Source organism: Escherichia sp. E13S3, from assembly GCF_004212325.1.
Classification (GTDB): Bacteria; Pseudomonadota; Gammaproteobacteria; order Enterobacterales; family Enterobacteriaceae; genus Escherichia.
Map to the genome: position 1 here is coordinate 155,752 of NZ_RHJR01000004.1, position 12,704 is coordinate 168,455.

General features: G+C 50.7%; 11 protein-coding genes. 7 read left to right on the forward strand and 4 right to left on the reverse strand.

The window, feature by feature from the left end:
- Nucleotides 1–121: 121 nt before the first annotated feature.
- The 3 genes from fruA to fruB are packed head-to-tail and all read right to left on the reverse strand — an operon-like array spanning nt 122 to nt 3,898.
- Nucleotides 122–1,813 (reverse strand): PTS fructose transporter subunit IIBC, encoded by a 1,692-nt coding sequence (fruA, locus tag D9597_RS06050; RefSeq protein WP_130221882.1) that lies wholly within the window; start codon nt 1,811–1,813, stop codon nt 122–124.
- Between the two features lie 16 nt (nt 1,814–1,829).
- Nucleotides 1,830–2,768, reverse strand: coding sequence for a 1-phosphofructokinase (gene fruK, locus D9597_RS06055; protein ID WP_000091270.1), 939 nt, complete (start codon nt 2,766–2,768; stop codon nt 1,830–1,832).
- Entirely contained in the window at nt 2,768–3,898 is a 1,131-nt protein-coding gene (fruB, locus tag D9597_RS06060; RefSeq protein ID WP_130221883.1) for a fused PTS fructose transporter subunit IIA/HPr protein, read from the reverse strand. The genes fruK and fruB overlap by 1 nt, the downstream gene beginning before the upstream one ends.
- Nucleotides 3,899–4,265: 367 nt before the next feature.
- Here fruB and setB point away from each other — a divergent pair, with 367 nt between their 5' ends.
- Nucleotides 4,266–5,447 carry a sugar efflux transporter SetB gene (setB, locus tag D9597_RS06065; protein WP_130221884.1) on the forward strand — a complete coding sequence of 394 codons (1,182 nt, stop codon included), beginning with the start codon at nt 4,266–4,268 and terminating at the stop codon, nt 5,445–5,447.
- Here setB and D9597_RS06070 read toward each other — a convergent pair.
- Nucleotides 5,444–5,698 carry a YkgJ family cysteine cluster protein gene (locus D9597_RS06070; protein ID WP_064526801.1) on the reverse strand — a complete coding sequence of 85 codons (255 nt, stop codon included), beginning with the start codon at nt 5,696–5,698 and terminating at the stop codon, nt 5,444–5,446. The genes setB and D9597_RS06070 overlap by 4 nt on opposite strands.
- Nucleotides 5,699–5,852: 154 nt before the next feature.
- Here D9597_RS06070 and yeiP point away from each other — a divergent pair, with 154 nt between their 5' ends.
- The 6 genes from yeiP to D9597_RS06100 all read left to right on the forward strand — a co-directional run bounded on the left by yeiP (nt 5,853) and on the right by D9597_RS06100 (nt 12,688).
- Nucleotides 5,853–6,425, forward strand: a complete 573-nt coding sequence (gene yeiP / locus D9597_RS06075) for an elongation factor P-like protein YeiP (protein ID WP_001136827.1) — start codon at nt 5,853–5,855, stop codon at nt 6,423–6,425.
- 221 nt (nt 6,426–6,646) lie between these two features.
- A complete protein-coding gene (locus D9597_RS06080; protein ID WP_130221885.1) occupies nt 6,647–8,113 on the forward strand; it encodes a mannitol dehydrogenase family protein in 1,467 nt (488 codons plus the stop codon).
- Between the two features lie 118 nt (nt 8,114–8,231).
- Entirely contained in the window at nt 8,232–9,218 is a 987-nt protein-coding gene (gene yeiR / locus D9597_RS06085; protein WP_130221886.1) for a zinc-binding GTPase YeiR, read from the forward strand.
- Nucleotides 9,219–9,256: 38 nt separating this feature from the next.
- A complete protein-coding gene (lpxT, locus tag D9597_RS06090) occupies nt 9,257–9,961 on the forward strand; it encodes a Kdo(2)-lipid A phosphotransferase (protein ID WP_130221887.1) in 705 nt (234 codons plus the stop codon).
- A gap of 421 nt (nt 9,962–10,382) precedes the next feature.
- On the forward strand, nt 10,383–10,949 hold the full coding sequence (gene mepS, locus D9597_RS06095; protein ID WP_000241011.1) for a bifunctional murein DD-endopeptidase/murein LD-carboxypeptidase: 567 nt from the start codon (nt 10,383–10,385) through the stop codon (nt 10,947–10,949).
- Nucleotides 10,950–11,131: 182 nt separating this feature from the next.
- On the forward strand, nt 11,132–12,688 hold the full coding sequence (locus D9597_RS06100) for a cyclic di-GMP phosphodiesterase (RefSeq protein WP_130221888.1): 1,557 nt from the start codon (nt 11,132–11,134) through the stop codon (nt 12,686–12,688).
- Nucleotides 12,689–12,704 lie beyond the last annotated feature (16 nt).

Genomic DNA, 12,704 nt, shown 5'->3' on the forward strand with positions numbered 1-12,704 from the left:
AGGTTTTCACTTAAAGATAAACCATATAAATTCATATAGTTACCTTCAGTAACTTGTCAATCACCTTGCGATCATCAAATGATACAGGGCAGGAAATTTCTGCCCTGTTGTTCACGTTTTATTATGCGGCTTTCGCTACCGCGTCCACTTCCGGACGTTTCAGGAAGGCATAAGCCAAACCCGCCACCAGCGTACCGGCAATAATTGCCACCAGGTAACCCAGTACCGGCGTAATTGCGCCCGGGATCAGCAGAACAAACAGACCACCGTGCGGTGCCATCAGTTTCGCACCAATCGCCATAGAGATTGCGCCAGTCAGCGCCCCACCAACGATACAGCACGGCAGCACGCGCATCGGATCACGAGCAGCAAACGGAATTGCACCTTCCGAAATAAAGCACAGTCCCAGTACCAGAGCGGCTTTGCCGCCTTCCTGCTGCGCTTTGTCGAATTTGCGACGCGCCACCATCGTTGCCAGCCCCATTGCCAGAGGAGGCACCATACCTGCCGCCATAATCGCTGCCATTGGGCCATAGGTTTGGGTACTCAGCAGACCCACACCGAACGCGTATGCCGCTTTGTTAACCGGGCCGCCCATATCAGTACACATCATGCCGCCAAGGATCGCACCCAGCAGAACCGCATTCGCAGTCCCCATCGTTTGCAGCCAGTGAGTCAGAGCTTCGAGGATGCCAGCAACCGGTTTACCGATCAGGTAGATCATCGCCAGACCAACAACCAGACTGGAAATCAGCGGAATGATCAAAATCGGTTTCAGCGCCTCCATACTCTGCGGCAGTTTCAGTTGAGTACTGATTAACTTCGCGATGTAACCTGCCAGGAAGCCCGCAATAATACCGCCAATGAAACCAGAACCTGTGCTGACCGCCAGCATACCGCCAATCAGGCCAGGCGTGAGGCCCGGACGGTCGGCAATAGAGAAGGCAATATAACCTGCCAGTACCGGCACCATCAGCGCAAAGGCTGAACTGCCACCAATCTGCATCAGCGCCGCGGCCAGCGTACCCGGCTCTTTAAACGCTTCGATACCAAAAGCAAAAGAAAGCGCGATACACAGACCGCCAGCAACCACCATCGGCAACATGTAGGAAACGCCCGTCAGCAAGTGACGATACGCGCCAGCACTCTCTTTCTTGCCTTCAGTCGCCGCCGTTTGAGCTTTGCCTGCTGGTTCGTAAGGCGTCGCTTCAGCAACGGCTTTATCCAGTTCCTGCGCGGTTTTCTTCAGCGCCAGACCGGTAGAGGTGCGATACATCGGTTTCCCAGCAAATTTCGCCAGATCGACTTCAATATCTGCCGCCACAATTACCAGATCCGCCGCTGCCACTTCTTCAGGGGTGATGGCATTACCCGCGCCTACAGAGCCACGAGTTTCAACTTTCACCCACCAGCCACGTTTTTTCGCTTCGGTTTCAATGGCTTCTGCAGCCATAAAAGTGTGCGCCACCCCGGTCGGGCAAGCTGTCACCGCTACTACGCGTTTCGGACCACTGGCAGCAACCGGTGCTGTCGCAGCGACCGGCGCAGTGTAAGGTTTCGCATGGCCTTTGGCTTCACTCAGGAACAGCTCAGGATGCGCAACTGCCCGGGAAATATCACCCAGCCAGACATTTTTACCGTTCAGCGCGCTGTCGTTCGGGATGGAATCACCGAGAACAATCGCCATTTCGGCGTCGTTCGGATTATCGATGATTTCCAGTTTTGCTTTTCGCGCCGCCGCGCCCAGCAGGGTCTTCGCCATATAGGCGCGTGCCTGACCGAGATTAGCGTCAATAATCAGCAGCGTTTTCATTATGCCTCTCCTGCTGTCAGTTAAAAGGTTGTAAGTCGACGCGCGCCATCATTGCGGCCAACTGCGGACGATCGGTAATACCCACATTGCTTTGACTTACCGCCAGGGCAGCAACAGCTGTCGCCAGACGCAGAGTGTGTTCACTGGATTCACGCATCAGCAAGCCATAAATCAGGCCACCAACCATAGAATCCCCTGCGCCAACGGTGCTTACGACATCGACTGACGGTGGTTTGGCGATCCATTCGCCGGAGGCATTAACCCAAAGCGCGCCTTCGGCACCCAGTGAAATAACAACATGCGCGATACCTTGTTCACGCAGCGCATGCGCAGCTTCAATCACATCTTTCATTTCAGGCAGTTTACGGCCAGCCCAGATTTCCAGCTCGCGGCGGTTAGGTTTCACCAGCCACGGTGCCGCTTTTAAACCTGCCACTAACGCTTCACGACTACTATCAAAGATAATGCAAGGACACTGACTACGCAGGCGAGTCATCCAGTCGGTGAAGGCTTCCGGGCTGACGCCTGATGGTAAACTGCCGCTGACACAGACCATATCGAACTGACCAAGCCAGCTCAGAGAATCCGTCACAAAGCGTTCCCAGTCGGCTGGAGTGACTTCAAAACCCGAGAAGTTGAGGTCGGTCACTTCGCCGTCTTTTTCCGTCAACTTGACATTAATACGGGTGCGCCCCTGTACAACCTGGAAACGGTTGGCAATGCCCAGCTCGCTGAACAATTGCTGAAACCCATCCTGGTTATCTTTACCGAGGAAGCCGCCAACAGTGACATCAATCCCCAGATCTTTCAGAACTTTGGCAACGTTGATACCTTTACCCGCCGCATGCAGACCGGTGGTTTTTACCAGGTTCACTTCGCCGCGTTCAATTTCCGGGCAGAAACCAACAAGGTCATAAGCCGGATTAAGGGTGATCGTAGCAACACGTCTGCTCATTACGCGCCCTCCCCAAGACCTGCGGCGATGGCGTCGCCAATGGCGTTCAGCGCCTGTTCAGCATCTGGTCCCTGGGCGGTAAAGCGTAGGCGATGACCTTTCTTAACGCCAAGTGCTACAACTTTCATCAGACTACGTCCGTTTGCCGGTTTGCCGGTGCCATCAAGGTTTGTCACGGTAATATCACTGTTAAATTGTTTAATGGTATTGACCAACATGGTGCCTGGACGGGCATGCAGGCCGTGTTCATTGCGCACCACAAACTCCGCGCTTAACACGTCGTCGGTCGGCGCATCATCGCTGGTCAGCAGTGCCAGCAGCGTTGCCGCATCTGCTTTCAGCAAGCGGTCAGCTTTATTGTCGAGCAGCAAATCGGCGAGACGCTTAAGAACCGCGACGGGCTGATCGTCATTCATCGCCACACTCACCAGCATGGCTGCCGTTTCGCCGTCCACATCAAAAGCATTTGCCGCACGGCTTACCGCAATCGCGCTACGCAGATTACCTTCGGCGCTATCGCTCAGCCAGATGCCTTGCCCGAGATTTAATGGCTGCTCGTTGATGGCTTTGGTGACGAAGGTAGCGTCAACTGCGCCCGCTTCTTTCAGACGAGCGGCGTTTAACGCTTGCAGGGTCAGCAAATCACTGGCAACGATATCCAGTGTCAGCATTTCGTTATCAAGCTTCAGCTGCTCACTCTGCTTTTCGCCCATCAGCAATGCGCGAAGTTCTTCTGCTGTTGTTGCTGACTTCAGTTGTTCAGCAACGGAATCATCGCTCAGTACATGGGTTAGTTGGCGCAGCAAGCCCAGATGTTCATCCGAGCTGGCAGCAATACCGATCGCCACGTACGCTACCTGACCGTCACCCCAGGTGACGCCTTCCGGGAACTGAAATACCTGAACGCCGGTTTTCAGCACCTGATCGCGGGTGTCGGTAGTGCCGTGTGGAATAGCAATACCATTGCCGAGGAACGTTGAGGTTTGCTGTTCGCGCGCCAGCATGCCATTGACGTAGCCTTCCGCTACATTACCGGCTTGCACCAGCGCCGCGGCGACCTTGCGAATAGCCTCTTCTTTGTCTCCGGCCTTCTCGCCCGGATGGATGTCCTGTACGGATAACTGGAACATAGTTCTCCTCTCTTGCTGAATTGAAACGATTCAGCTTCTATGAGAAAAAAAGCGCCAACCTGGCTTAGGATTAAAGACAAGATCGCGCTGAAACGTTTCAATCAAGAATAATACTTCTTTTTCAGCACGCAAGGGAAGCCGCTAAATTATGTCCAAAAGTTTGATGTGCTGCACATTTTTTTGCCAAAAATCTGAAATGCTGACAGTGAAATTAGCCATCAACATTAGCATTTCAGCGGCGTCAGCTGAGGATCAGCAAGAGTGAAATGCCATTTTGATTATTCGTGGCGAGTTTGATTTCACTGACTGTTTATTTTCTGACAGGCAGCGTAAACTCCGCGTCTTCATCTTTCACTGATCGACCAGCATGCATAACTCCCCCGCAGTTTCCAGCGCGAAATCGTTTGACCTGACGTCAGCGGCGTTTTTAATTGTTGCCTTTCTCACCGGTATTGCAGGCGCCCTGCAAACCCCGACGCTAAGTATTTTCCTCACTGATGAAGTGCACGCGCGCCCGGCGATGGTGGGATTCTTCTTTACCGGCAGCGCCGTTATCGGAATTCTGGTCAGTCAGTTTCTCGCCGGACGCTCTGATAAACGCGGCGATCGTAAATCACTGATTGTCTTTTGCTGCCTGTTAGGCATGCTGGCCTGTACCCTTTTTGCCTGGAATCGCAATTACTTTGTTTTGCTATTCGTTGGCGTCTTTCTTAGCAGCTTTGGCTCTACCGCCAACCCGCAAATGTTTGCTCTTGCTCGTGAACATGCCGACAAAACCGGGCGTGAAGCGGTGATGTTCAGCTCTTTTTTACGCGCCCAGGTTTCGTTAGCGTGGGTCATTGGCCCGCCGCTGGCGTATGCCTTAGCGATGGGATTCAGCTTTACGGTAATGTATCTCAGCGCGGCGGTGGCGTTTATTGTCTGCGGCGTGATGGTGTGGTTGTTTTTACCGTCGATGCAAAAAGAGCTTCCGCTGGCGACCGGCACGGTTGAAGCGCCGCGCCGTAACCGTCGCGATACGCTGCTGCTGTTTGTCATTTGTACATTGATGTGGGGCTCGAACAGCCTGTACATCATCAACATGCCGCTATTTATTATCAACGAACTGCATCTTCCCGAGAAACTGGCCGGTGTGATGATGGGGACCGCCGCCGGGCTGGAAATCCCGACCATGTTGATTGCCGGATATTTTGCCAAACGTCTGGGTAAGCGCTTCTTAATGCGCGTTGCCGCCGTGGGTGGCGTCTGTTTTTACGCAGGAATGCTGATGGCGCATTCACCTGTCATTCTGTTGGGCTTGCAGCTGCTAAATGCTATTTTTATTGGCATTCTGGGCGGCATCGGGATGCTCTATTTTCAGGATTTGATGCCCGGTCAGGCAGGTTCAGCCACCACGCTCTATACCAACACTTCGCGCGTGGGCTGGATCATCGCAGGATCAGTGGCGGGCATCGTCGCCGAGATCTGGAATTATCACGCTGTGTTCTGGTTTGCGATGGTGATGATTATCGCCACTCTGTTTTGCTTACTGCGGATTAAAGATGTTTAAGGCGCGGTCAGCATTTCCAGATCGATAAGCCAGGTCATGGCTTGCTGACGTGTGTTGCCGCACATTTCAGCACTGGCTTGTAAGCCTGCACAGACTTTCGGTCGCAGTGGCGAGGTGAAAATTTTACAGCGTTGCTGTTCATCAAGCTGAATGCAGGGTGTATTGGCGGGCTTGCCATCTGGCATACCGGGAATAGGACTGGAGATTGAGGGGGCGGTGCAACACGCCCCGCAACCCGGACGGCATTCCATACGTTGTTCTCTTAAGGTTAACCACCGGATTGAGGAGCGCGCACATTACCACCTTTTTGGCACCAGCAAAAGTGCGAATACCACTTGCCTGAAAGGCCCGTCGCGAGTAGTTTGTCGCGATATTTTTGACATTTTCGACAACAGGAATTTTTCGATGCCAAGAGCGAACGAAATTAAAAAAGGTATGGTACTGAATTACAACGGCAAACTGCTGCTGGTTAAGGACATTGATATTCAGTCGCCTACCGCCCGCGGTGCCGCTACGCTGTACAAAATGCGTTTTTCAGACGTCCGTACCGGGCTGAAAGTGGAAGAACGCTTTAAAGGCGATGATATCGTTGATACCGTGACGCTGACCCGCCGCTACGTTGACTTCTCCTACGTCGATGGCAACGAATATGTCTTTATGGATAAAGAAGACTATACCCCGTATACCTTCACCAAAGATCAGATTGAAGAAGAACTGCTGTTTATGCCGGAAGGCGGCATGCCAGACATGCAGGTTCTGACCTGGGACGGTCAACTGCTGGCGCTTGAACTGCCGCAGACCGTTGATCTGGAAATCGTTGAAACCGCTCCTGGCATCAAAGGCGCTTCTGCCAGTGCCCGTAACAAACCGGCGACCTTGAGCACCGGCCTGGTGATTCAGGTACCAGAATACTTAAGCCCGGGCGAAAAAATTCGTATCCATATCGAAGAACGCCGTTATATGGGGCGTGCTGACTAACTTCAGCCACATTCAGAAAAGGGACAGCTCAGACTGTCCCTTTTTAATTTATTATACCAATCCTTCATTTTGCGCCTCCTGAACACCTTTCGCCTGCAATATTCACTTGTAAATTGATCGTCCTCACACTTCATCGCATTAACAATCCAGACCAATTTCAATTGCTGTCATATAACTTTACACTAGCGTTGTTAATCAATCGTTACTAAGACGTGACTTCTATGAACACAATTGCCTCCACTACGTTCCCGCCTCACATTCACACTCCACGTTACGATCGCCAGCAATTGAAATCCCGTATCGTTCATTTTGGCTTTGGAGCCTTTCACCGCGCACATCAGGCGTTACTGACCGACCGTGTGCTGAATGCCCAGAGCAGCGATTGGGGGATCTGTGAAATCAGTTTGTTCAGCGGCGATCGGCTAATGAGCCAACTTCGCGAACAGGATCATTTATATACCGTGTTGGAGAAAGGCGCAGACGGCAATCAGGCGATTATTGTCGGGGCCGTTCATGAATGCCTGAATGCAAAACTGGATTCCTTAGCGGCGATTATTGAGAAGTTTTGCGAACCGCAGGTGGCAATTGTGTCCCTGACCATTACCGAAAAAGGTTATTGTATCGACCCGGCCACCGGTGCGCTTGATACCAATAATTCGCGGATTATTCATGACTTACAAAGCCCGGAAGAACCTCACTCCGCGCCAGGCATTCTTGTCGAAGCGCTGAAACGCCGTCGTGAACGTGGCCTTGCGCCGTTTACCGTACTTTCCTGCGATAATATTCCCGACAATGGTCATGTGGTGAAAAATGCGGTGCTGGGGATGGCTGAAAAACGCTCTCCAGAACTTGCCGAGTGGATAAAAGAACACGTCAGCTTTCCGGGAACCATGGTCGACCGCATTGTCCCGGCAGCAACGGAAGAATCACTGGCAGAAATTAGCCAATATCTGGGCGTGAATGATCCCTGTGCAATTAGCTGCGAGCCGTTTATCCAATGGGTGGTGGAAGATAACTTCGTCGCAGGGCGCCCAGCCTGGGAAATCGCAGGTGTACAAATGGTGGATGATGTCCTGCCGTGGGAAGAGATGAAACTTCGCATGCTTAATGGCAGCCACTCTTTTCTCGCTTATCTGGGCTACCTGGCTGGATTCGCCCATATTAGTGATTGCATGCAGGACCGCGCATTTCGCCATGCCGCCAGAACATTAATGCTGGATGAGCAAGCGCCAACGCTACGGATTAAAGATGTCGATTTAACATACTATGCGGATACGTTAATTGAACGTTTTGCCAATCCGGCGCTGAAACATAAGACCTGGCAAATCGCGATGGATGGCAGTCAAAAATTACCGCAACGCATGTTGGCAGGAATTCGCATTCATCTGGCTCACGAAACAAACTGGCCGTTACTGGCATTAGGCGTCGCAGGTTGGATGCGCTATGTGAGCGGCGTAGATGATGCCGGAAAAGCTATCGATGTCCGCGATCCGCTTTACGATAAAATTCACAACCTCGTTGCGGGCAGTAGCAGTGAACAACGCGTCACCGCCCTGCTTTCTTTGCGTGAAGTATTCGGTGATGACCTACCAGATAACCCGCATTTTGTGCAGGCCATCGAACAAGCCTGGCAACAAATCGCGCAGTTCGGCGCGCATCAGGCGCTATTAAACACCCTCAAAATTTAACGATTTCTGCGGTTAAAGCGGATGAAGCATCGCTTCGTCCGCCCTCTCTCTTCTCTTTTCCGCCTTTTTTAGCCAGGATTAACGCACAGTTAACTCATCTGATTATTGCGGAGCCGTTGTGACCAGGACCAACCTCATCACCGGTTTTCTCGGCAGCGGGAAAACAACCTCTATTCTTCATCTGCTAGCCCACAAAGATCCCAACGAAAAATGGGCGGTTCTGGTTAATGAATTTGGGGAAGTTGGAATTGATGGTGCTTTGCTCGCCGATAGCGGCGCATTGCTGAAAGAGATCCCCGGCGGCTGCATGTGCTGCGTTAATGGTTTACCCATGCAGGTAGGGTTGAATACCTTACTGCGCCAGGGAAAACCAGACCGCTTGCTGATAGAGCCGACCGGACTGGGTCATCCGAAACAGATCCTCGATCTGTTAACCGCGCCGGTCTATGAACCGTGGATCGATCTGCGCGCCACGTTGTGCATTCTCGATCCGCGCCTGCTGCTGGACGAAAAAAGCGTCGGTAATGAAAACTTCCATGATCAACTGGCTGCCGCAGACATCATTGTCGCCAATAAATCCGACCGTGCTACGCCAGAAAGCGAGCAAGCGTTACAACGCTGGTGGCAACAAAACGGTGGCGAACGGCAATTAATTCACAGCGATCATGGGCAAATTGAAGGTCATCTTCTGGATTTACCTCGTCGAAATTTAACTGAGTTGCCCGCCAGCGCTGCCCATTCGCATCAACATAACGAGAAAAAAGGATTAGCGGCATTAAGCCTGCCAGAGCATCAACGCTGGCGTCGCAGTCTGAATAGCGGACAAGGACACCAGGCCTGCGGTTGGATATTCGACGCTGATACCGTGTTCGACACCATTGGCATTCTGGAATGGGCGCGACTTGCGCCGGTCGGACGCGTAAAAGGCGTGATGCGGATACCAGAAGGTCTTGTGCGCATCAACCGTCAGGGCGACGACCTGCACATTGAAACGCAAAACGTTGCACCGCCAGATAGCCGCATTGAGCTGATTTCCAGCGACGAAACTGACTGGAACGCCTTACAGAGCGCGCTGTTGAAGCTTCGTTTAGCGACCAACGCGTAAGGTTGCCTGCGTTTTTCAGTAAGATAATTAGAGAAAATATGATCAAAAATTTGCCGCAAATAGTGCTGTTAAATATTGTCGGCCTCGCGCTGTTTCTTTCCTGGTACATTCCCGTCAATCATGGATTCTGGTTGCCGATTGACGCGGATATTTTTTATTTTTTTAATCAGAAACTGGTCGAAAGCAAGACTTTTTTATGGCTGATTGCGTTGACTAATAATCGCGCCTTCGACGGTTGTTCACTGCTGGCGATGGGAATACTGATGCTGAGTTTCTGGCTGAAAGAAAACGCCCCCGGCAGACGGCGTATTGTGATTATTGGTCTGGTCATGCTGTTAACCGCTGTGGTATTAAACCAGTTGGGCCAGGCATTTATTCCGGTAAAACGGGCCAGTCCGACATTGACCTTTACAGATATTAACCGCGTCAGCGAACTGCTATCTGTTCCAACGAAAGATGCCTCACGAGATAGTTTTCCCGGCGATCATGGCATGATGCTGCTTATTTTTTCCGCTTTTATGTGGCGATATTTCGGAAAAGTCGCAGGAGTAATCGCCCTTATTATATTTGTGGTTTTTGCATTTCCCAGAGTGATGATTGGCGCACATTGGTTTACCGATATCATTGTCGGTTCCATGACGGTGATATTGATTGGGTTGCCCTGGTGGCTAATGACACCTTTAAGTGATCAATTAATCGCCTTTTTTGACAAATCACTGCCTGGAAAAAATAAACATTCATAAAACAAATAACTCACAGTAATTAACATCATCAGGTTTATTTTCATAGTAGGGATAATCCTGATGATGTGCGACTTTGCTCTCGTTCATTAAGTGAAATGATCATTCTCTAAGCAAATGAATGGATTGCGCATCTTTTAGACAACAGTGCTTTAATTGACCAATCCCGTTTATTAACTTTCTGTATCACTTTTTCTTATAAAAAATCATGTAAAACCGCTCGCCAAGACCGCGTCAATCGGGTAATCTCGAACACGTTTTGCCTCGGCGGTAGATTATCCTCACAGCATATAATTTTGTGCGTTAGTCCACAGATTTGGCCTTAAGGAATTGTTTCAACGTGCCCTGGTAATTAGTCTCGTGTCGCTTGGCATTTTTTTATAACGATATTTGTCGTTAAGGACTTCAAGGGAAAACAAACAACATGGTCAAATCTCAACCGATTTTGAGATATATCTTGCGCGGGATTCCCGCGATTGCAGTAGCGGTTCTGCTTTCTGCATGTAGTGCAAATAACACCGCAAAGAATATGCATCCTGAGACACGTGCAGTGGGTAGTGAAACATCATCACTGCAAGCTTCTCAGGATGAATTTGAAAATCTGGTTCGTAATGTCGACGTAAAATCGCGAATTATGGATCAGTATGCTGACTGGAAAGGCGTACGTTATCGTCTGGGTGGCAGCACTAAAAAAGGTATCGATTGTTCTGGTTTCGTACAGCGTACATTCCGCGAACAATTTGGCTTAGAACTTCCTCGTTCAACTTATGAACAGCAGGAAATGGGCAAGTCAGTTTCCCGCAGTAATTTGCGTACAGGTGACTTAGTTCTGTTCCGTGCTGGTTCAACTGGACGCCATGTCGGTATTTATATCGGCAACAATCAGTTCGTTCATGCTTCCACCAGCAGTGGTGTTATTATTTCCAGCATGAATGAGCCGTACTGGAAAAAGCGTTACAACGAAGCACGTCGGGTTCTTAGCCGCAGCTAATAAACCGTTTGGATGCAATCCCTTGGCTATCCTGACGAGTTAACTGAAGGCACTGCTTAAGCAGTGCTTTTTTGTTTTCATTCATCATAGAAAATGATGTTTCCGTGCCTTGAACCAGGCTATAGTCCCGTCATTCTCTTCCACTTCAGCGTTGTCGTAATCTCGGGAATATTAACGGAACCATGTTCATACGCGCTCCCTCTTCCGGACGTAAGATCCTGCTTACCTGCATTATTGCGGGCGTGATGATCGCAATACTGGTCAGCTGTCTTCAGTTTTTGGTTGCCTGGCATAAACACGAAGTCAAATACGACACACTGATTACCGACGTACAAAAGTATCTCGATACCTACTTCGCCGACCTGAAATTAACCACTGACCGCCTACAGCCGCTCACCTTAGATACCTGTCAGCAGGCTAACCCTGAACTAACTGCCCGCGCGGCGTTTAGCATGAATGTTCGCACATTTGTGCTGGTGAAGGATAAAAAGAGCTTTTGTTCATCAGCGACGGGGGAAATGGATATACCGCTCAATGAGTTGATCCCGGCGCTCGATATTAACAAAGACGTCGATATGGCGATGTTGCCAGGCACGCCAATGGTGCCCAACAAACCTGCTATCGTCATCTGGTATCGCAACCCTTTATTGAAAAATAGCGGCGTTTTTGCAGCATTAAACCTGCACCTGACGCCATATCTTCTCTATAGCTCTCGTCAGCAAGATTTCGACGGAATCGCACTCATTATTGGCGATACCGTGCTTTCGACATTTTCGTCGCATTTGATGAACGTCCGTGAGTTATCCGGCAAACCAGTACGCGAAACCAAAATAACAGGCATTCCGCTGACTGTGCGTCTTTATGCTGATGACTGGACATGGAACGATGTGTGGTATGCGTTTTTACTGGGCGGTATGAGTGGAACTGTCGTTGGCCTGCTCTGCTATTACCTGATGAGTGTGCGTATGCGCCCTGGCAGAGAAATTATGGCTGCCATCAAACGTGAGCAATTTTACCTGGTGTATCAGCCGGTGGTTGATACACCAACGCTGCGGGTCACGGGCCTGGAAGTGCTGCTACGCTGGCGTCACCCTGTTGCAGGTGAAATCCCGCCGGATGCCTTCATTCAATATGCCGAATCGCAAAAGATGATCGTGCCGCTAACCCAGCATCTGTTTGATCTTATAGCCCGTGATGCGGCTGAATTACAAAACGTACTGCCGGTGGGCATAAAGTTTGGCATTAATATCGCACCGGAACATCTGCACAGCGAGAGCTTTAAAGCGGATATACATCGGCTGCTCGCCTCCCTACCCGCGCACCATTTCCAGATTGTACTGGAGATAACCGAACGCGATATGCTGAAAGAGCATGAAGCCACAAAACTGTTCGCCTGGCTGCACTCTGTCGGCGTGGAAATTGCTATTGATGACTTCGGCACCGGACACAGCGCGCTTATCTATCTGGAACGCTTCACACTCGAGTATCTGAAAATTGACCGTGGATTTATCAATGCTATAGGTACGGAAACGGTCACATCTCCGGTGCTTGACGCGGTGCTCACGCTGGCGAAACGTCTCAATATGCTGACGGTTGCTGAAGGTGTCGAAACACCGGAACAGGCGCGCTGGCTACGTGAGCGCGGTGTTAATTTCCTGCAAGGCTATTGGATTAGCCGTCCCTTACCGATAGATGATTTTGTCCGCTGGCTGGAGAAACCGCATACGCCGCAGTGGTAAGGTGTGCTTGTGTCCC